The following is a 20,772-nucleotide window of genomic DNA, read 5'->3' as shown; positions in this document are numbered from 1 at the left end:
AAGACGTCAAAAACGTCCTTCGATGGCGAGCTTGTACCCGTTCGGGGCGCTCACGAAGCCCGCCTGTTCGAGCTTCTGGACCGCCAGCGGATCGGACGGACGCAGCGACAGCTCGGCGCGATAGGTCCCTGCCCCCTCGATCCGGAGCGCGATGCTCTCGGTCCCGGATTGGCTCGCCAGCGGCAACAGCAGCGCCGTGCCGTCGCAGCGCGCAGTGCCGCTCACCGACTGCGGCAAGGTAATCCCGCCGACGTCGCCCGCCAGCGTCGCGCGGACGCGGCCCTCGGCGGCTTCGCACTGGCCATCGCGGAAGCGAACCGAGACGTCGTCGAGGTCGAGCGCGGCGACGGGCACCGGCGCGAACAGCCGGCCGGTCGCGACCGTGGCGGTCATGTGGTCGACGCCGAAGCCGTGGCGGCTAACGCTCGCCGACCCGCGCAACGGCTTGGCCGACACCGATTCGGGACCGGCAAAGACGATCGTCGCGCGGCCGACCAGCAGTGGCAGTGGCGACAGCCGCGCGTGCAGATCGCCGAGCGCGAGATCGCCGAACCGCGCCTCGGTCAGCGTTGCGCCCCAGATCGTCCCCGACACGCGCCGCGCGACCAGCCCTTCGTCGCCGACGCCGACCCAGCCGAGCACCGCGCGCATCGGCAGGAAGACGATCAGCGCGATCAGCAGCATCCCACCGAACAGCGCGGCGGGGCCGGTACGCAAACGGATCCGCCTCATGCCGCGCGCGCCTTCAACGTGAGCGCGACGCCGACGGTCTTGTCGCCCTTGTCGGTCATCGCCACCGAATCGACGAGGATACCGAGCCGTTCGAGCCGCGCGAGCCACGCGACCAGCGCCGCGGGGCGCGCCGACTGGATGCCGACCCGTACCCGGCTCGCCCCGTCCTGATCGAGCGAGGCGAGCGCGAACCCGGCCTGATCCGCCTCGGCGCGCACCGCGTCGGCCAGCGTGCCGGTCAGCGGGGTGGCGCGGGTCCGCTGGATATCGCGCAACGTCGCGACTTGCGCGCGCGTCTCGCCGAGCCGGGTGACGGCGTCGGCATGACGCTCGCGCGCGCTCGACAGGCCGTCGCCGACGGGGCGGATGATCAGCGCCCACAGCAGCGTGAGGACCGCGAGCGCCGCCATCACGAGTAGCAGTCGCCGCTCCCTGAGCGAACGCCCTTCGAACCAGGTTTTCAAGCCGGTCATCGTCCGCTCTCCGGGCTGATCGTGAGTTCACCCGTCACGCGGCCGGCTGCCGCCTGGAACACGCCCGCGCGAACCGAGAAGCCGGCGGATTCGAGCGCGCGCTTCAGGTCGGTCGCCAAGGCTTCCCGTTCGACGGCCACCGACAGGCGCAGGTCGCCGTTCGCCTGGAAATCGAGTGCGGTGACTTCGGTGCCCGGCGTCGCACGCACCGCCGCAAAGACCGCCGCCGTCGTGCTGGTGAAGCCGAGCCCCGGGCCGCGGACGCGCGACAGGCGCTCGTCGAGCTGGCGGCTGGCGTCGACCACCGTCTCGCCGCGCGGCAAGCCGGTGACCGCCACGGTGTTCGCCTCCGCCTCCAGAGCGTCCGCGCCGAAGCTGTACTTCGCGATACGGACGAGCGAGATCGCGAGCGTCACGGCCAGGATCGTCAGCGACAACAGCGCGAGCCGACGGATAAGCCCCCAGTCGATCGCGAACCGTCGCCGCCGCGCGAACGGCCCCTGCCGTAGGTCGAGCGGTGGCGACGCGACCGCGGCGACGATCGCTGCCTCCAGCGTATCGCGGTCGATCGTCGCGGGCGCGGTGCCGCCGGTTACCAGCTCCGTCAGTCGCGCCTCGTCAGCGAACCCGCTCGACGTACCGCGCACCACGCCGCTTCCGCCCAGTTCCGCCCGCGCGTATCCCTCTTCGGGTCGCGGGAGCAGCATCGGCGCGGGGATGACCGCGACCGGATCGACGCCTGCCTCCGCCAGCATCAGCAGCCAGTCGCGCATCGTCGCGGCACCGACGACGCCGATCGGTCGGTCGCTCGCGCCTTCGTCCCCGACTGCGACGTGGAGTTCGGCGAGTGGCGATGCACTTGCCTCGCTAGCCAGTATCCGCGCGGCCGCCGTCGCCTGCGCCGGAGACCGCGACGGCAGTTCCGCCCAGTGCAGCGTCACCGCGTCGGCAGGTGCCACCGCGATCGTCTCGTCGTCGATCGCATCGGGAATACCCTCCCCCTCCCCAACCACGCGCGCGTCCGCGACACGCATCCAGCGATATCCGGTCTCGCCGGCGGGAAGGAACAGCAAAGTCGTCATGATGGCTCGCCCCATTGCCGCGATACGAGCTGCGCGGGAAGCCGGTTCGCGTCGATCAGCGCACGTTCCTGCATTTGTGTCGTGCCGAGCGTCACGTCGATATCGAGCGTGAACCATTTCGACAGCACCTGCGCGTCCACGCCGGGCGCGATATTGGCGGCGCCAAGCAACGACGCGCCCTTCTGCATTTCGTCGAACGTGGCGTAGCCCTGCACCGGTCGCCGCAGCAGCAGTTGCTGGGCGGCGCCCACCGACAGCGTATCGGGATACATCATCGCCAGCAGCACGCTCTGTTCGGGCAGCAGAGTATTGACGTTGATCGGCGACGGCTTGGCGAAGGGCAATGTGCAGATCCACGGGCGGATCTTCGTGTAGATCTCGGGCGTCATCCCGGCGATCGCGCGCAGTTCGCTGGGGTCGCTCATCAACGTGCCGGCGGTGCGGTACGACGGCACGCGACCGAGATACGCGCCGTCCTCGGCCCCCATCGGTGACTGGTCCTGATCGCTGTCGATCCAGTCGGTCGTGCCCGCCGCGACCTGTTCGGCGACCTGCACGGGTACGTCGAGCAGCCGCATCAGGCGGACGAACTGCGGCCGGACATCGCCGCGCGCGACGTACACGCCGGGGGTCGTCATGCCGACGAGAGAGTTCAGGTTGAAGCAGTTCGCGCCGTCGCGGACCCGCGCGGTTGCGAAGCCTCCGGGTACCGGCAGGCCGAACGGGGTGTTGCTCCAGCCGCCGGCCAGTGTGACCCGCGTGGGCTTTGGCGCGAGCAGGTTGGAGACGCGGGTCAACGCCATCGTCTCCGCCGCGAGCGCGTAGGCGCGCGCCTGCTCGCCGGTCGCGGCGTTGCTCGCGAGGCGGGTCGACAGCCGGAGTTTTTCCAGCGCCGCGCCGGCCATCACCGCGATGATCGCGACGAGCATCAGGACGGTGAGCAACGCTGCACCCCGCTCTTGACCGCGTCGAATGCCGAGATCAGGTTCGCGCACCGGGCGTCTCCTGTCCCGAAGGGGTGCCCGTAGGTGGTGTGACGGCGGGACCCGTTCCATCGGATGGCGCCGGGATGTAACTGGTGCCGACGAGGAACATCTGGCGGAACTGCGTACCGTCGTCGCGCTGGACGGTAAGCTCCATTGCATCTGGCAACGGCCTGCCGCTCGCACCGTCCCATCGATCGCTCCACGCACCCGCGATGCGATAGCGGAGTACTACCTGGCGGACTTTGGTAAGCAACGCGGCAGGCGGCAGCGGCTGCGCGCCGTCGACCATCGGATAGGCGATCCGCTGGAACACGCCCCCATCTACGCGGTAGGCGACCTTCTGCATGCTGGAGCGCGCCGTACCGTCGATGTTGCTCCAGCCGGCGCGGACTAGGCGGAGCATCGGCGTTACACCCGACCCGCTCTCCCCGATGAATGCGGGAACGCTGGTGCCGGCCTCGTCGCGGGTAGCGCGATTGGTGGCCTGGGCGAGATCGGCGGACAGGATCGACATCGTCCGCGTGAGTGCGCTGATGTCGTCGAGCTTGGCGCCGGTCGAGCTCTGCGCCTTCACGCTGAACGACAGGATCGCCACGCCGGCGGCGGCGATCATCCCGAAGATCATGAGCGACACCATGACTTCGATAAGCGTGAAGCCGGCCTCGGTTTTCGGAGGCGTCACATCACCATCCGCGGTGCAGGTCGCACCATCGTCAGGCGGCCGAGTTGCGTGCCGGTCCGGTCGGCGACCGCCACGTCGATCCGCAACACGCTCGATCCGCCGAGCGCGCTGACCTGCCGCGTCCACGTCCAGGGCTGGCCGCCGTTCGTCTCGACGCCGGTGACGCGGCCTGCGGTCGGGGGCTGCGCGCTGGTGACCGCGTCGATCGCGACGTTGCGCGCGACCATCTGCGCGACGAGCGTTTCGTCGAGGATGGAGGCGCCGCGGATCGTCGCGCTTTCCAGACGCACGAGCGCCATCGCCGCGAGGCTGAACACTGCCAGCGCGACCATGATTTCTATCAACGTGAAGCCGTTTTCGGCGTAACGTCGACGAAGGGTGAAGCCGCGCTCAGCCTGCATCGGCGCGCACGCTGCCGTCGGCGTCGATATGCACGGTCGCCGCGACACCGCCGCGATCGAGGCGGATCTCCGCAGGGCGGTCGACGAGGCCGGTCGGGTCGAACGTCACGCGCATCCGGCCGGTGGTGTCCCCGATGCTGGCCCTGGTCCCCTCGTTCCAGCGTTCGACGCGCATCGGTTTCTCCGCGATCGGCGTCCAGCCGCCGGCCATGCGGCGGTCGAAGCCGTAGCCGCCGCCGCTGATCCAGACGCTCACCGGACGCGCCTCGACGATCGCCGAATCGTGCGCCGCGCGGGTGCGCAGGGCGAAGCGCGTCGCCTCGTCGAGCACGCGACCGCGCGGGTCCGGCATGACGAGAACGGCCACCGCCGATGCGAGCCCGATGATCGTGACGACGACCATCAGCTCGACCAGCGTGAAGCCACTTTCGCGTCTCCGCGAAAGTGTCCCCGCGCAGGCGGGGACCCAGTCCAAGGACCTATTGCCAGCTGCCGATATCGGCATCGATCCCCTCGCCGCCTTCCTTGCCGTCCGCACCGAAGGTCCAGACGTCGGCCTCGCCGTGCGCGCCGGGCGAGGCATAGAGATACGGGCGACCCCAGGGATCGTTCGGCAGCTTTTTCAGATACCCGCCACGCTGATAGCGCGACGGATCGGTCAGCCCCGCGGGCGCGGTGACGAGGGCGTTCAGCCCCTGCGTGGTGTTGGGGAAGGTCATGTTCTGGAGCTTGTAGAGTTCCAGCCCGCCCTCGATCTGGGCGATGTCGGCCTTCGCCTTCTGGATCCGCGCGGTGTCGCCCGAGGGCAGCACGTTGAGCGCGACGATCGTTGCCAACAGGCCGATGATGACGATCACGACCATCAGCTCGACGAGGGTAAAGCCGGCCTCGCGGCGACGTTTCTTCAGTTCGGGACGCATACGAAACCTCATTGTCCGGCCAGCGTGTTGAGCTGGAGGATCGGGAGCAGGATGGATAGCACGATCGTCGCGACGATGCCGCCCATCACGACGATGATCAGCGGTTCGAGCAGCGACAACGCGGTGGCGGTGAAACGGTCGAACTCGCGTTCGAGATAGTCGGCGGCGCGCTCCAGCATCTCGTCGAGACGACCGGCGGCTTCTCCGCTCGCTGCGAGATAGGTCAACAGCGGCGGGAAGACGCCGGCGCGGCGCATCGCGGCGGAGAGCGAGCCACCGCCGCGGATCGCGTCGACGATCTGGTCCGACGCCTGACGGAGGCGGCGGTTGTGGATCGTGCTGGCGGTGAGGTTGAGGCCATCGAGCAGCGGCAGGCGGCTCGCAACCATCGTGCCGAGCGTGCGCGCCATGCGCGCGGCATGGAGGTCGCGGATCAGGCGACCGAGTAGCGGGATGCGGAGCAGCCACCCGTCGAACGCGAGCCGGAGCGTCGGGTCCTTGAGCGCCCGCCACCCGACGAGACCGCCGCCGACGACGATCAGCAGCATCACCCACCAGTATCCGACGAGGAACGCCGAGAACGCCATTACCATCCGCGTGAGCAGTGGCAGTTGCTGGCCGACCGTGTCGAATTGCTCGACCACCTGCGGCACGACGAACATCATCAGCGCGGTGACGACGCCGAACGCGACGAGCGCTAGGATCGAGGGATAGGCCAGCGCGGTGATGAGCTTGCCGCGGATCTCGGCCTGGCGTTCGAGCAGGGCGGCGAGGCGATCGAGGATGGTCGGGAGCGAGCCCGAGCTTTCGCCGGCCGACACCATCGCGCGGTAGAGCGGCGGGAAGCTTTTCGGCTCGCGCGCCATTGCGTCGGCGAGGCGGCGGCCTTCGACGACGCCGGCGTGGACGTGCTGGACTATCGTGCGGACGCTGTCCTGTTCGGTCTGGCGCGTGATCGTGCGGAGGGATTCCTCCAGCGGGGATACGCGGTTCAGCGTGGCGAGCTGGCGGGTGAAGAGCGTGAGGTTCTTGCCCGACATCTTCGGCGTGCCGAGTTGGAGGCCGAAGAGCGGGCGGCCTTTGGTTGCCTGTGGCGGTGCGCCTGCGGTGATCTTCACGACGTAGAATTTACGCGCGTCGAGGGTGGCTCGCGCGACGTCTATGTCGAGCGCGGCGACGTGGCCGCGGCGTTCGGCGCCCTTGGTGTCGATCGCGATGTAGTCGAAATCAGCCACGACGTGCTCCCCTCCCTGGAAGGGAGGGGTTGGGGGTGGGTCGCCTTGTTAGGCGGGCGGCGGTGGCCCGAGCGGGCCTACCCACCCCCGGCCCCTCCCATTCAGGGAGGGGGGAAGAGGCGTTACGCATCTGCCACCTCGGGCGCGACTTCGGTCGTGTCGCGGCGGGATACGCGAACGGCTTCTTCGGCGGTGGTTTGGCCTGAGAGGACTAGGTCGCGCGCCGACTGGGCTAGGTTCGGCGACTTCGCGAACGCGTGCGCGGTTATTTCCGATTCGTGGCCGTCAGTGTTGATCAGGCGGCGGATCGTGTCGTCGATGCGGACGGCTTCGAAGACGCCGATGCGACCCTTGTAGCCGGTCTGGTTGCAGTCTTCGCAGCCTTGCGCGACGTAGACGATCGCATCGGAGGCGATGCCGAGCAGCGGCGCGACCGTGTCCGACGCGGGGACGGCCTTGCGGCACGTCGGGCAGAGCCGGCGAACGAGCCGTTGCGCGATCACCGCACGCAGCGTCGAGGCGAGCAGAAAGCTCTCGACCTTCATGTCGCGCATGCGCGTGATCGCGCCGATCGCGTCGTTGGTGTGGACCGTCGACAGCACGAGATGGCCGGTCAGCGATGCCTGCACGGCAATCTCGGCGGTCTCGCGATCGCGGATTTCGCCGACCATGACGACGTCGGGATCCTGGCGCAGGATCGCGCGCAGGCCCGCCGCGAAGGTCAGGCCGACCTTCGGGTTGACCTGGGTCTGGCCAACCCCGTCGACGGCATATTCGACCGGGTCCTCGACGGTGAGGATGTTGCGGCTGCCGTCGTTAAGCAGGCGGAGCGCGGCGTAGAGCGAGGTGGTCTTGCCCGAACCGGTCGGGCCGGTGACGAGGATGATGCCGTTGGGCTCGCTCAGCGCTTCGTTGAGCAGCGCGAACAATGCGGGCGGCAAACCGAGCGCTTCGAGATCGATGCCGGCGTTTTCCTTGTCGAGGATACGCAGCACCACGCGTTCGCCAGCGCGGCTCGGCAGCGTCGAGACACGGACGTCGAGCAGCTTGCCCCCTAACGTCAGCCCCATGCGGCCATCCTGCGGGACGCGGCGCTCGGCGATGTCGAGGCGCGCCATCACTTTGATACGGCTGACCACCACCGGGGCGACGTTGGGCGGCATGCGCAGCGTTTCGCGGAGCACGCCGTCGATGCGCATGCGGACGACAAGGCCGGACTCGTACGGTTCGATGTGGATGTCCGACACGCCGTTGCGTGCGGCGTCGGCGATGATGCCGTTGATGAGACGGATAGCGGGGGCGTCGTCGGCGGTGTCGAGCAGGTCCTCCGCGGTCGGCATGTCGCCGGCGAGCAGGTCGAGTTCGTCGCCCATGCCTACCGCCGCGAGCGCGTTGGCCTGGCCGTCCATCGCGTAGACGTTCGACAGGAGGCGGTCGAACGCGACCTGTTCGACGAAGGTGACGTCGAACGGGCGGGCGAGGTAGCGGCGGAGTTCGAGCAGAACTTTCGGGTCTGCACCGGCGCGCATCGCGATCGTGAGGTGCGAGTCGGTGTCGGTGTGGTCGACGACGACGCCGAACTTCCGGGCGAAGGCGTAGGGGATGGTGATCTGGGGGAGGTCTATCTCACCCCCCTCCCGCAAGCGGGAGGGGTTGGGGGTGGGCTCGCGCTCTACGTCGAACGTGTCGCTGGAGGTTAGCGCAAGTCTCCCGCCTTCTTCGAACGTGTCATTCGAGGAAAGCGCGAGCCCACCCCCGGCCCCTCCCGCTTGCGGGAGGGGAGAAGTTGCGTCGATCTCGTGGCCTTCGCGGATGATCATTTCTTTGGTCGCACGACCATCGTCGAGGTGCGTACCGGCACCGCGATGCGCGGATCTTCGATGCTGCCGGGGATCGGCGCGCTCGGGATCGGCGGGGCGGCGCCCATGTAATCGCGGACGAGCTGGTCGATCGACGGCTCGGCGCCCGGCTCCTGCAGACCCTGTTGCAGGCGGACATAGCCGTAGCGCTGCTCGGTCAGCTTCCGGCTGTCCTCGGCGGTGCGCAGGATCGTCGGGCGGATGAAGATCATCAGGTTGGTCTTCGACCGCTGCTTCGCCTTCGAGGTGAACAGATGCCCGAGCACGGGGAGGTCGCCGAGCAGCGGGATCTTCTCGATCGTGCGGCGTTCATTGTCGTCGAGCAGGCCGCTGATCACCGCGATCTGGCCGTCGTCGACGGTGCGGACAGTCTCGACCTCGCGCTTGTTGAGGATCAGGTCGCTATTGTCGCTCGACACCGGGCCGGCGATCGAGCTGACTTCGAGGCGGAGATTGAGCTTCACCGTCCCGCTTGAGTTCACCTGCGGCCGTACGGTCAGCTCGATGCCGACATTCTGGCGCTGCGTGGTGCGGAAGGCGTTGTCGAAATTGGTACTGAGCGCCTGCCCCGTGGTGATCGGAATCTCCTGCCCGACGAGGCTGTGCGCCTCCTGGTTGTCGAGCGTGACGAGGTGCGGGACCTGGAGCAGGTTGGACGTCGTATCGCTCTTCACCGCGTTGATGATCGCGCCGAAGAACGTGCTGCCGATCTTGCCGCCGAACCCGCCAAAGCCGCCAGTAGCCGCGAGGATCGACGCGATCGCAGACTGCTGCAGCGCGTCCGCCGCAGCATTGGGCGTGTTCGTTTCGGTGCGCGTGCCGTCGGGCGCGACGACCGTCGTGCCGTTGCCGCCGATCGAGCGTGCGCCGATCGCGCCCGCGATCTGGAGGATGTTGGGCGCGGAATTCGAAAAGGTCGACGCGCCGAAAGCGCCGCCGCTCGGGTCGCCGACGATGAACTGTGCGCCGAGCGTGCGTGCGGTCGAATCGGAGACCTCGGCGACGATCGCCTCGACGAGTACCTGTTCGCGGCGAGTGTCGAGTTGGCGGACGACCTCGTTCAGCTGACGCTGGATCTCGGCGGGCGCGGCGATGACAATCGCGTTGGCACCGGCAAAGCGTGTGACGACCACGGCCGACCTGCCAGCAGACGTGATCGCGGCCTGACCCGATCCACCGCTGCCGCCGCTCGGCGACGGTCCGGATTGCGGAATCTGAGGTTGCGAGAAGTTCGACTGGCCGCCGGACGCGCCGTTGGTGCTGCTCGATCCGAAGTTCGAGCGCGACAACGCCGTCTGGACGGGCTGCGTCGGAGTCTGGCCGACGAGTTCCTGGAGCACCGGCAGCAATTGCTCGGCGTCGGCGTTCTCGAGGAACACGACCTTGATCTCCGTGCCGTTACGCGCCTTCTGGTCGAGGTCGGCGGCGACCTGCGCGAGGCGGGCGACGGTGGTCGGATCGCCGCGCAAGGCGACCGCGTTGGAGCCCTCGACCGCGACCACCGAAGCGCTGGGACCGGAACCGGCGCCACCGCCCTGCCCGCCTTGACCACCGCCGGTGCCCGCGCCGATCAGCCCCTGGAGCGCAGTCGCGATCTCCTTGGCACTCGCGTTCTTCAGCGCGACGACGCGGGTGGAGGACGTATCTGTGTCGATCCGGCGGAGGACTTCACGGATGCGGCGGATGTTGTCGGCGAAATCGACCACGACGAGGCTGTTGCCGCCACGGTTCGCGCTGACCGAACCCTGCGCGCTGACTAGCGGGCGAACCGTCTCGACGGCGGATTGCGCGTCGATCGCGCGGAGGCGGATGATCTCGGTGACGTAGCTGTTGCGCGCGGCGCCCGCGACGCCGATCCGGCTCGGTTGCGAGGCGGCGTTGTCGAGCGGCTGGACGCGGAACGCGCCGTTCGAGGTCGGCACCGCGACGAGGCCGTTGGCACGCAGCGTCGAGAGGAAAACCTCGAAATATTCGGAGCGCGACAGCGGACGATCGGTGACGACGGTCACCTTGCCGGCGACACGGTTGTCGATGATGAAGGTACGGCCCGTCACCTTGGCGGCGTCGGCGATGAACGCGCGGATGTCGGCGTCGCGGACGTTGAGCGTGGTCTGCGCATGGGCGCTGGCCACAAGTGCGAGCGCCACGACGGGGCCGAGAAGAAGCTTTTTCATTGGGGTGGCGCGATCGTGATGGCGAGCGGCAGGGTGTCCTGGCCGCGTTCTACGGTGATGGGGACGTTGCCGCCGCCCGCGAAATCCTTGGCGATGCGGTCGAGATCGCCGGGTCCGGAAACCGGGCGCCCGCCGATCGAGGTGACGACATCGCCGTCCTTGAGCCCGGCCGAGCGGAACGCGTTGCCGGTGCCTTGGGCGCGGACGGTAAGCCCGCTGATCCGACCGCCGTCGATGCGGGGTATGAAGCCGATCTCGCTGCGAAGCTGGGCGACGGGAATACCGACGGCCGGGGCTGGCGCGCCTGCGGGTGCCGCGCCGGGAACCACCGGGGTGACCGCGCCGGACTGATCGAGGAACAGGTCCTCTTCGGCGCCGCCGCGGTCGATCGTCACATGGTCGAACGCGACCGCTTTCAGCCGCACGCCGGGCTGGATCTCGTCGCCGATCGCCACGCTCTGCTGCACGCCGTCGGGGCCGGCGATGATCGCCGAACTGCGGCCCATCGCCTCGTCCATACGCGTGCCGAACAAAGTGAGCTGGAGCGACGTTACCGTGGCAGGCGCGCCGGGAGCGCCGCCGAGACGGAAGAACGGATCGAAGCCGCGCAGGATGTCGGCGGGCGAGCCGACTACCATCGGCGCGGCCGGGCGCCAGTCGCCGAGCGGGGTGATCGGCGTCACGATCGTCCAGGCGAGCCGCGCGCACTGCACCGCCAGCCCGGCCAGCAGCGCGAGTTCGACGACACTATAGACATTCACGACGGGCATACGCCGCAAGATACGGCGCGCCCGCGCGTCCAGCTTCAATCGCATCCGCGACCCACCCCAATTTCCCGCATCTCGTCGCCTAGGCATGCCATGTTACAATTCCGCGTCAATGGCTTGCGCGTCGATTCCGTGTGTCGGGCGGGGTAGCGCCGCGCGTCGCGGGTTGGCAGAAGACGATCATGCCCGAACAAATTCCGTCCAGTGGCTCTGGCCTGCCGCCCGAAGCGATCATAGCGCGGCTGTCCGTGCCCGGCGTGCAGCGAGTCCCGAGCCCCAAGCTCGATCTGTTCGTGCGGCGCGACTTTCTGCCGCCGGATCTGTGCGCGGCGTTGATCGAACAGATCGACGCGGTGCGACGGCCGTCGACGATCTCCGATTCGAATGGAGATGCGAACTATCGGACCAGCGAGACGGGCGATCTGTCTCCGCTCGATCCGGCCGCGATGGAGGTCGAGCGCAGGATCGCGGCACTGACCGGACTCGACCCGGTGTACGGCGAACCGCTCCAGGGGCAGCGCTACGCAGTCGGGCAGGAGTTCAAGGGACACACCGATTATTTTGAGCCGAACGGCGTTGATTATCAGCGTTATTGCGGGGTCGCGGGCAATCGAACGTGGACCGTCATGATCTACCTCAATCAACCCGAGGCCGGCGGCGCGACGCGGTTCAAGGCGATCGACAAGATCGTGCAGCCGGAGACGGGCAAGCTGCTCGCGTGGAACAACCGACGCGCGGACGGGAGCCTGAATGCGGCAACGCTGCATCATGGGATGAAGGTGCGCGCGGGGGTCAAGTACGTGATCACCAAATGGTTTCGGGAGAAGGCGTGGGGGTAGGAGGGTCGACGTCCACGACTGATCCTCCCCCGCCAGGGGGGGGGTGGCTGGCAGTTGCCAGACGGAGGGGGCGGAAAGGGTTACGTCTACTCCGTGTCCTCCCCCTCCGACACCTTCGGTGCCACCTCCCCCTGGCGGGGGAGGATTGCAGATTCAAAACAGGACGCCCTTAGAATTGCACGCTCGCGCCCAGCGTGAACACCCGGCCTAGCTTGTAGCGGTTGATGTCGACTTCGGCGCCGTTAGAAAACGTCTGGTACTCGCGGTAGCCCGTGCCGGTCAGGTTGCGCGCCTCGAACTTCATCTCGATCTGCTTGCCCGCCACTGCGATGCCCTGGCGTGCGACGACGTCGAAGCGGATGCCGGGTTTCTCGATCAGATCGGGTAGACGAATACCACCACCACCGCCGACCGGACCGCGGTTGGTTACGCGGTCGCTGGCGTAATTGAACAGCAACGTCAGCTGCGACAGGCTCGCCTTGTCCTCGATTCCGAGCTGCAGGTTGACGAGGTGATCCGACTGGCCGGTCAGTGCCGCACCGTCCTGGAACAGCACGTTGGCGGGACGCAGGCTGGCGGTAGTGCCGTTGCCCTGGATCGGGCTGGCAATCAGCTGGTCGCCGATTTTCAGTTCGGAATGCGTGTAGGTGTAGTTGGCGATCGCGACGAGACGGCGCGTCGCGAAGAAACCGTCGCCCAGCCCGTCGAGCGGGATGTATTTCTGCAGCTCGACCTCGCCACCGTACAGGTTCGCGCGCGGGGCGTTGGCGAAGCCGGTCTGGAGCGTGTCGCTGCCTGCCGGGAAGAACGCGACCGCCTCGATCGGGTTGTCGATGCGCTTGTAGAAGCCCGCGAGATTGAACTTCTGGTCGCGCGCGAAATACCATTCGTAGCGCAGTTCACCGTTATATAGCTGCGAATCGGTGAGGAACGGGTTGCCGAAGAACAGGCGATCGCTCTCGAAATCCTGGTATAGCTGCGGGGCGAGCTCGCGGAACTGCGGCCGGGCCAGCGTCTTCGACATATGCCCGCGGATCTGCATGTCGGCCGCGAAGTTCCACGTCACCGTGACGGCGGGAAGCCAGTAGGACCGCGCGAGGTTGGTCTGGGCGAACGACACGCCTGCGCCACCGCCCGGCAGCACAGTCTCCAGGGCGTCCTCGTAGCGGATGCCGACATTGGCGCGCAGGCCGTCGACGATCTCGCCCTCGACTTGGGCATAGGCACCATGGATCCGCAGCGACGCGTCATAAGTCGGTGCGCAGGTTGGTGCGACGCAGGTGTTGGCGAGGCCGATGCCATAGGTCTGGAGATTGAAGTCCGACAGCAGGAAATCGGGACGCTGCTGCGCGACCGCGTCGTTCAGCGCGACGTTGCCCGCGGTCTGGTAGCGGAAGGTGTAGCGGCTCGAAGTGCGATCGGTGTCGCTGTACGCATAGCCGACCGACAGCGCGAACGGCCGGTCGAACGGCACGTTCCAGGTGAGGTTGGCCTGACCCGACCACAACGTCTCGTCGAGTTCGCTGAACGCCACCGTTGCGCTCTGCAAGCCGCTGAGGTTGTTGGTGTAGTCCCCGACGTTCGCATTGTACTGATAGGTGAACTGGCGCTCGTACGGCGAGTTGCGCTCGGTCTTGGCATAGCTGCCGCGGGTATCGAGTGCGAAGTCGCCGAACTTGAACTCGCCGACCAGCTGCGTGTCGATCAGCTGGCGTTCGAACCAGCTGGTGTTCTGGACGATGAACGGCTGGATGCCGGCGATGTCGCCGATGTTCGAGGTCGAGCCGGTGCTGAGACGACCCTGTTTCAGCGTGTCGTGGATGTAGAGGTTGGTCCAGCGGATCTTGTTCTCGCCGAATTCCGCGCCAAGGCCGAGCAGGCCGTTGATGATCGACCGGTTGTCGGTCAGCACGGTGCGGAAGTCGCGCGTGAGGATGCCGCCGACGTCGTCGGTCGACTGCTGGAGCGTGTCGCGCGTCCGCCACGTGTTGCTGATTCCGGCGGCGGCGATCACGCCGACGCGCGTGCTGCCGATATCGACCGACGTGCCGAAGCTGGTCTCGCCCGACAGATTGGCCGGGATCTGGTTGTTCTGTTGCAGCAGGGTCGTCTTGGCGTTCGACAGCGCGGTGATCTGCGCGCCGGTCAGCGACGTGCCGTCCGCGCCTGCCGTCTTGATGAAGCCGGGCACCTTGCGCTCGCCGCTGTCGAAGCCGGTCCAGTCGTGCTTGCCGCCATCATAGACATAGCCGAGTTCGCTGGTCGTGACGGTGTCCGCGCCGACCGAGCCGCCGAACTGGAAGAACGTCTTTTCCGGAACCGCCTTGGTCGTCAGGTTGATGACGCCGCCGCCGAACTCACCCGAGTAATTGACCGAATAGCTCTTCTGGACGACCGCCGACGCGATCACGTTGGTCGGGAAGATGTCGAGCGGGACGACGCGGCGCAGTGGCTCGGGCGATGGCAGCGGCGATCCGTTGAGCAGCGACGACGAGTAACGATCGCCGAGACCACGCACATAGACCAGGCCGTTGCCGACCACCGATAGCCCGGTCACGCGCTGAAGTGCGCCGGCGATGTCGCCTTCGCCGGTCCGCGCGATATCGGCGGACGACAGCACGTTGACGACTTCGGCGGTGGCGCGCACCGCGTTGGGCACGTTGCGGCCGATGACGACGATGTCTTCACCGCCCGAATTGCCGCCGGGAGTTGAAATCTCGACCTGCTCCTGCGTTTGCGCGGCCTCTGCCGCCGGGTTGGCACGGTCCTCGACCGGCGTGCCCGCCTGCGGCGAGACGACGCTGCCGGCCGGAGCGCTTTGCGCGAACGACTGCGCCGGGACGAGTGTCGTCGTCGCGAGCAGGACGGAGACGAGAACGGATGACTTCATGGCTGCCCCGGCAACAAGAGGAATTCGGTAGGTAAAAGGCTGCGCGGCGGGCCCCCGCCCTCCGCGCAGCCTCAGGCTTGCGTCGGTGTCAGCTGGTCGGCAGCGCGATGCAGGCGCTGCTGGTCGTACCGAAGCTCGCGCGGTTCGAGTTGCAGGTCCAACCACGATACCAGGTGTCGGTGGTGCCGTTGACCGCACCGACATAGCTCGTGTTCACGAGGAACGAGGTGCCCGACGGGTTGAGCGTCGCCGCGTTGAACGCAGTAGTCGTCGTCGACACGCCGGCTGGCAGGAACGTACCCGTGACGGCCGAACCGACGGCCGCGCTCTCGGTGTTGTTGGTGCCGGCGCGGAAGAGGGCCTGCTGCTCGTCGGTCGTCACGGTGATGCCGTTGACGGTGGTCGTCGCGTACGGCGTCAGGCAGCTGAACACGACCGAGTTGAATACCGGCGGGCCCTTGTCTTCCAGCGTCGTGCTGGCCGGACGGATGGTCGTCTTACCGCCTGCATCGGCACCGGCGATGACGTTCAGGCATGCGCTGCCCGGGTTGCTGACGATGCCGTTGACGAAGGTCGCATCGGCACCACCACGCAGACGGATCGCCGCGTTGGTCGCGGTCGAGGTCTGGATGAAGGTGAAGTTGGCGAGGTTGTAGGCCTGGCGCGGCAAGGCATCTTCAGAGCCGTTCGAGTCGATCTCGGTCGAGTAGTTGTCGGTCTGCGGGTTGGTCGGCTTCTGGATCGCGAGCACGAACTGCACGAAACCCTGCCAGCCGACATCGGTATCCAGGCCGTCGTCATCCGCGCCGGTGATCGCCAGATAGCGCAGGTTGCTGCGACCCCCGAAGATCTCGATGCCATCGTCCGAGCTGTTGTGGATCTGGATGTGGTCGAGAACCGTGCCGGACCCAGTGCCGCCAAGCGTCAAGCCCTGAAGCTCGTTGTTCGGGCTGATGACGGTACCCGAATAGCGGATCTGCACGTAGCGGACGGTACCGCTGCTGTCGGTCGGGATCGCGCCGCCGTACAATGCGGTGCTGGTGCCCTCGACGACGTTTTCGCAGGCTGCGTTACCGCCGGGGACGGTGTTGTTGCAGTTCGAGATCGGCGCACGACCGGCCAGGATGATGCCGCCCCACAGGCCCTGCGACTCGTCGGTGACGCCGCCGGTCAGGTTCGCCTGCGCGGTGAAGATGATCGGCTGCGTCTCGGTGCCCTCGGCGATCAGCTTCGAACCGCGGTTGACGACCATATAGTCGTTATCCGCGTTGGTGGTGTTGGCATAGATCAGCGAACCGGCAGCGATCGTCAGCGTGGTGGCGATGCCCGCCGGTGCGGTGCCGGCGCCACCGATGTCGACACCGACATCGACGCGGCCGTTGATCTCGTAGGCGACGCCCGCGACCTTCGGCAGGCTCAAGGCAGAGGTGATCAGCGACGGCAGGCGGCACGAGCGGTAATTGCCGAGGATGCCGACATCGGTGGTGCCGCTCGGGCACGACGTTGCAGGCGTGCCTGGGGCCGGCGTCGGGGTCGGCGAAGGGGTCGGGCTCGGGCTCGGGCTCGGCGTCGGCGTACCCGGAACGACGATGACGCCCTCGCCCGGCGAGGCAACGCTGTCCGCGCCATCGCAGGCCGACAAGGCGAGACAGGCGGTGCCGGCGAGCAGAACAAGACTCGTGCGCTTGAAGATGGTCATTCGAGAGACTCCCGGTCGAAATCGTTGATCTGATGGATCGACTCAGGCTCCCCCCTGCCGACCTCGATTAGCCGACTATGCGGAGCGCGTGACGTTACGATGCGATTTGGATGACGCTTGCGTGACCATGATGTGACGGATCAATGACACCGCTGGAGCGGCACGGGTTGAAACCGGCGCTTTCGAACACATCTCTTCCGATCCGGCGCGCGATGATTTACAGGCGCTGCCAGAGTCACCCGCGGCGCATCCCTGCGACTGCGTGGCCAGACCATCATTACAGGATTATTCGACGACAATGGCCTCTTTCAAGGACCCCAGTTTCCAGGACCGCACGAGCAGCGCAGCCGCCGCCAAGCAGAAGGCGCTCGAAGCGCTGCGCGCCAAGCCGCCGATCGACGAAGCGGTTTCCGCCGAGCGTCTTGCCGCGCGTGAGGCCAAGGAACTGGCCGAGCGCGAGAAGCGCGCCGCCAAGCGTGCTGCAGAGGATGAGGCGAAGGCTGTGAAGAAGGCCGAAGCCGAGGCCGCTGCTGCGAAGAAGCGCGAGGCCGAGGCTAAGGTCGAGCTTACCGATGCGGAGAAGAAGGCGATTCGTGACGCGAAGTATGCGGCGCGGAAGAACAAGAAGAAGTGATCTTAGGGCGGTCGTTTGGCCGCCCTTGTTTTCTGATTAAACGACTGCTCGCTGAAAGCACCTGCCGAAAAAAACTACCACCCGGCGAAGGCCGGGGCCCAGTCGGCAAGGTCGCAGTGATGAAGCGCACACCTACGTTACCGACGTTTCCCAATTGGGCCGCGGCCTTCGCCAGGGTAGTGCTTCTGGAACGGGCGCAACCCACTAACTAGCTTGTTCTCCCGCGAAGGCGGGAGCCCAGACTGGGCTCCCGCCTTCGCGGGAGAACAACTAAGTGTGCGTAACAGAAGGGTTGAAGCGGCCCCTACTCCGCTTGCTCCCACCCCCCCCCCAGCGCCTTGAACAACGCTACCGTAAGCTGCCGCAACTGTGCATCGCTCGACACCAGCTGTTCCCGCGCCGTCAGCACGTCCGTCTCCGCGTTCAGCAGCGTCGTCTGCGCCACGAAGCCGGTCCGGTACTGCGACTCCGCCGCCTTCGCGCTGCTCTGCGCATCGACCACCGCCCGCTGCAGAGCCGCGTTCCGCCTCCGCTCGGCAGCGATCTGTGCGAGCGGATCCTCGACGTCGCGCAACGCCTGCAACACGGTCGACCGATACCGCAGATACGCCTGCTCGCGGTCCTCCTCACGCGACTTCACGGTCGACTTGCGCCGGCCCCAGTCGAGCAACGGGAACTGCGCCGCACCGGAGGCGGTCAGCTGGAGGCTATCACCCGAAAACAGATTGCCGAGTGCAGTCGAGATCAGCTGGCTCATGCCGGTCAGGCTGAACTTCGGATACATATCCGCCACCGCCACACCGATATCCGCAGTCGACGCCGCAAGATCACGTTCGGCCGCGCGGATGTCGGGGCGGCGGCGCAACAGCTCCGAGGGCAACCCGGCTGGGATGGTCGGCACGGCGAGCGGTGCGACCGAAGGTACTGCGAGTTCGGCCATCAGCGTCGCGGGTGGCTCGCCGAGCAGGATCGCTAGCGCGTGCATACGGACGTCGACATCGGCACGGACCGGTTCGGCGCGCGCTTCGGTCGAGGTGATCGAGGCGCGCTGGCGGGTAACGTCGATCGGCGGGACGAGGCCCACCTTGGCCGTGTTGCCCGCGATCTCGAGCGCACGACGCTGGCGGACGATCTCGCCCTCGATCGTCGCGATCTGCGCCTGGTCGAGCCGCAGCGCGAAATACGCCTGCGCGACTTCCGCCGCGAGCGTCACCGCCGCGTCGCGTTTCGACCAGACCGCAGCTTCGGTCCGTGCCCGCGCACCCTCGGTGCTGCGCCGGACGCCGCCGAACAGGTCGAGCTCCCAGCTCGCGTCGAACCCGACCGAGTACGTCGTGATCCCGCTGCCAGGGAGAGCGATGCCGCCGGTCGAGCCGGTGCCGCCTGCCCCAGTACCGCCGCTGAACGCACGCGCGATCGACGAGAGGCCGGCATTCTTGCTGAACTCGACATGGCTCGGGCTGGCGCTGGCGTTGACGCTCGGCAACCCTTGCGAGCGTGCGACGATCTCCTGCAACCGTGCTTGGCGTACGCGCGAGGCGGCGATGGCGATGTCGGGATTGCCCTTCAGCGCGCGCTCGACGAGGCCGTCCAGCTGCGGATCGCCGAACGCGGACCACCAGCGTGCTGGGTCAACCGAAGTACCAACGCTCGCTTGCGGACCGACGAACGCCGGCGGCACCGCCATCTCCGGCGGGGTGTAGTTCGGGCCGACGGTGCACCCCGCGAGCAGGGCCGCAACCGCAACCACCATGAACCGCGCACGCATCAATGCATCCCTCCCGAGGGGGCGCCGCCGGTCTTGCCGGAGCGCATGAATAGAACCAGTGGCGCGACGCACAGCACGACCACCATCATCGCGCGGAACACGTCGAGGAACGCAAGCATCGTCGCCTGCCGCTGCATCTGGCTGTAGAGAACGGCCAACGGCGTCGTCGCATCGCCCTGCCCGCCGAACACGCTCGTCGCCTTCTGCATCCAGTCGTTATAATTCGGATCGAGCGGATTGAGCGTCTGGGTCAGTTCCGACTGGTGCCGCTGCAACCCTCCAGCAAGCTGGGTCTGCGCGAAACAGATGCCGATCGTCCCGCCGAGGTTGCGCGAGACGTTGAGGAGGCTCGACGCCTGCGCGGTCTGCGTCTGCTTGAGCCCGACATAGGCGATCGCATTGATCGGCACGAACAGGAACGGCAGCGCCATCGCCTGGAACAGCCGCGCAAACGCCGCATCGGAGAACGCGATGTCCGCAGTTAGGTGGCTCATGTTCCACAGCGCGAACGCCTGCACCAGCAACGCCGGGAACAGCAGGAAACGGACGTCGACCAGCCCGCTCAACCGGCCCGCGAACGGCACCATGACGAGCGTCGCGAGACCACCGGCTGTCAGCGCGAGGCCGGCGTCGAGCGAACTGTAGCCGAGCACCTGTTGCAGCATCTGCGGAATGAGCTGCGTGGTGCCGAACAGGATCATGCCGGTGACGCCCATCACGCCGATCGTCAGCGCGAAGTTGCGGTTCTTCATCAGCTTGAGGTCGATCACCGGGTCCTTGTGATTCAGCTCCCAGATCACGAGCGTGACCAGTGACACCGCGGCGATGATCGCCGACATGACGATGAACCCGCTCGCGAACCAGTCCTCGCGCTCGCCGCGATCGAAGGTGAGTTCGAGGAAGCCGAGCCCGAGTGCGACCAGCGCGACGCCGACATAGTCGATCGTCAGGCCGTTCTTGAAGCGCTCGTCACGGTCCTTCTTCACCTGGTCCGGCTCGTCGACGAAGGTCTCAACCAGGAACCACGCAGCGATGCCGACGGGGACGTTGATCAGGAACACCCAGTGCCAGCTCGAATATTCGACGATGTAGCCGCCGAGCGTCGGCCCGAGCACGGGGCCGACGACGACAACGATCGCGAAGGCGGCGAACGCCATCCCGCGTTGTTTCGGCGGGAAGGTGTCCGCGAGGATCGACTGCTCGACCGGCGCCAGGCCGCCGCCGCCGATGCCTTGCAGCACGCGGGCGACGACGAGCGTAGCGATATTGGGCGCAAGGCCGCACATCAGCGAGGCAAGCGTGAACAGCGCGATCGACAGCAGGAAATACCGCTTTCGACCGATCGCGTCCGACAGCCAGCCCGAGATCGGAATGACGATCGCATTGGCGACGAGGTAGCTGGTCAGAACCCAGGTCGCCTGATCGGTGGTGATCGACAGCCCGCCCGAGATGTGATCGAGCGCGACGTTGGCGATTGAGGTGTCGAGCACCTCCATGAAGGTCGGGATCGAGATGATCGCGACGATCAGCCACGGGCTGTACTTGCCCGCTGCCGACCGGCTCGGCGACCACGTGTGACCGCCGCCCGCATCAGCTTTCGCCCCAGTTTTTTGAGCGGGCGCCTTTGCCAC

18 protein-coding genes are annotated in these 20,772 nt (G+C 67.1%); 2 read left to right on the top strand and 16 right to left on the bottom strand.

Annotation, left to right across the window (positions count from 1 at the left end; all coding sequences use genetic code 11):
- Positions 1-6: 6 nt before the first annotated feature.
- From gspN to O6W96_RS01050, 12 genes are all read right to left on the bottom strand, one after another.
- Entirely contained in the window at positions 7-732 is a 726-nt protein-coding gene (gene gspN / locus O6W96_RS01105; protein WP_353467856.1) for a type II secretion system protein N, read from the bottom strand.
- Entirely contained in the window at positions 729-1,205 is a 477-nt protein-coding gene (gene gspM, locus O6W96_RS01100; protein ID WP_192977052.1) for a type II secretion system protein GspM, read from the bottom strand. The genes gspN and gspM overlap by 4 nt, the downstream gene beginning before the upstream one ends.
- Positions 1,202-2,287, bottom strand: coding sequence for a type II secretion system protein GspL (gene gspL, locus O6W96_RS01095; protein ID WP_353467855.1), 1,086 nt, complete (start codon positions 2,285-2,287; stop codon positions 1,202-1,204). Before gspL ends, gspM begins: the two co-directional genes overlap by 4 nt.
- The gene (gene gspK, locus O6W96_RS01090; protein WP_353467854.1) at positions 2,284-3,282 is read right to left on the bottom strand and encodes a type II secretion system minor pseudopilin GspK; all 999 of its coding nucleotides are present in this window, start codon (positions 3,280-3,282) and stop codon (positions 2,284-2,286) included. The genes gspL and gspK overlap by 4 nt, the downstream gene beginning before the upstream one ends.
- On the bottom strand, positions 3,269-3,955 hold the full coding sequence (gene gspJ, locus O6W96_RS01085) for a type II secretion system minor pseudopilin GspJ (RefSeq protein WP_353467853.1): 687 nt from the start codon (positions 3,953-3,955) through the stop codon (positions 3,269-3,271). The genes gspK and gspJ overlap by 14 nt, the downstream gene beginning before the upstream one ends.
- Positions 3,952-4,356 (bottom strand): type II secretion system minor pseudopilin GspI, encoded by a 405-nt coding sequence (gspI, locus tag O6W96_RS01080; RefSeq protein WP_353467852.1) that lies wholly within the window; start codon positions 4,354-4,356, stop codon positions 3,952-3,954. The genes gspJ and gspI overlap by 4 nt, the downstream gene beginning before the upstream one ends.
- Complete coding sequence (locus tag O6W96_RS01075; protein WP_353467851.1) at positions 4,346-4,831, bottom strand: GspH/FimT family pseudopilin; 486 nt, start codon at positions 4,829-4,831, stop codon at positions 4,346-4,348. The genes gspI and O6W96_RS01075 overlap by 11 nt, the downstream gene beginning before the upstream one ends.
- Positions 4,832-4,835: 4 nt before the next feature.
- Entirely contained in the window at positions 4,836-5,276 is a 441-nt protein-coding gene (gene gspG / locus O6W96_RS01070) for a type II secretion system major pseudopilin GspG (RefSeq protein ID WP_435372161.1), read from the bottom strand.
- An 8-nt stretch (positions 5,277-5,284) separates the two neighbouring features.
- Complete coding sequence (gene gspF, locus O6W96_RS01065; protein ID WP_353467850.1) at positions 5,285-6,511, bottom strand: type II secretion system inner membrane protein GspF; 1,227 nt, start codon at positions 6,509-6,511, stop codon at positions 5,285-5,287.
- A gap of 122 nt (positions 6,512-6,633) precedes the next feature.
- Positions 6,634-8,154, bottom strand: coding sequence for a GspE/PulE family protein (locus O6W96_RS01060; RefSeq protein WP_435372160.1), 1,521 nt, complete (start codon positions 8,152-8,154; stop codon positions 6,634-6,636).
- A gap of 173 nt (positions 8,155-8,327) precedes the next feature.
- Positions 8,328-10,544 carry a type II secretion system secretin GspD gene (gene gspD / locus O6W96_RS01055; protein ID WP_353467849.1) on the bottom strand — a complete coding sequence of 739 codons (2,217 nt, stop codon included), beginning with the start codon at positions 10,542-10,544 and terminating at the stop codon, positions 8,328-8,330.
- Positions 10,541-11,314, bottom strand: coding sequence for a type II secretion system protein N (locus O6W96_RS01050; protein ID WP_353467848.1), 774 nt, complete (start codon positions 11,312-11,314; stop codon positions 10,541-10,543). Before O6W96_RS01050 ends, gspD begins: the two co-directional genes overlap by 4 nt.
- 179 nt (positions 11,315-11,493) lie before the next feature.
- Between O6W96_RS01050 and O6W96_RS01045 the strand changes: the two genes are divergently transcribed.
- A complete protein-coding gene (locus tag O6W96_RS01045) occupies positions 11,494-12,150 on the top strand; it encodes a prolyl hydroxylase family protein (RefSeq protein WP_353467847.1) in 657 nt (218 codons plus the stop codon).
- A 169-nt stretch (positions 12,151-12,319) separates the two neighbouring features.
- Here the strand turns inward: O6W96_RS01045 and O6W96_RS01040 are convergent, their stop codons facing one another.
- Together O6W96_RS01040 and O6W96_RS01035 are read right to left on the bottom strand one after the other, a co-directional pair.
- Positions 12,320-15,040, bottom strand: a complete 2,721-nt coding sequence (locus tag O6W96_RS01040) for a TonB-dependent receptor domain-containing protein (RefSeq protein ID WP_353467846.1) — start codon at positions 15,038-15,040, stop codon at positions 12,320-12,322.
- A gap of 88 nt (positions 15,041-15,128) precedes the next feature.
- Positions 15,129-16,739: a hypothetical protein gene (locus O6W96_RS01035; protein WP_353467845.1), complete on the bottom strand. Its 1,611-nt coding sequence runs from the start codon at positions 16,737-16,739 to the stop codon at positions 15,129-15,131.
- Positions 16,740-17,037: 298 nt separating this feature from the next.
- On the opposite strand from O6W96_RS01035, the gene O6W96_RS01030 reads away from it, so the two are divergent.
- On the top strand, positions 17,038-17,373 hold the full coding sequence (locus O6W96_RS01030) for a DUF6481 family protein (RefSeq protein WP_353467844.1): 336 nt from the start codon (positions 17,038-17,040) through the stop codon (positions 17,371-17,373).
- 304 nt (positions 17,374-17,677) lie between these two features.
- On the opposite strand, the gene O6W96_RS01025 is transcribed toward O6W96_RS01030, so the two are convergent.
- Together O6W96_RS01025 and O6W96_RS01020 are read right to left on the bottom strand one after the other, a co-directional pair.
- Positions 17,678-19,141, bottom strand: a complete 1,464-nt coding sequence (locus tag O6W96_RS01025; protein ID WP_353467843.1) for an efflux transporter outer membrane subunit — start codon at positions 19,139-19,141, stop codon at positions 17,678-17,680.
- On the bottom strand, positions 19,141-20,772 hold the full coding sequence (locus O6W96_RS01020; protein ID WP_353467842.1) for a DHA2 family efflux MFS transporter permease subunit: 1,632 nt from the start codon (positions 20,770-20,772) through the stop codon (positions 19,141-19,143). Before O6W96_RS01020 ends, O6W96_RS01025 begins: the two co-directional genes overlap by 1 nt.

The sequence above is a fragment of the Sphingomonas faeni genome, from assembly GCF_040407495.1.
Lineage (GTDB): Bacteria > Pseudomonadota > Alphaproteobacteria > Sphingomonadales > Sphingomonadaceae > Sphingomonas > Sphingomonas faeni_D.
Note: the sequence above shows the minus strand (reverse complement) of the source record. Positions and strands in the feature narration are given on the sequence as shown.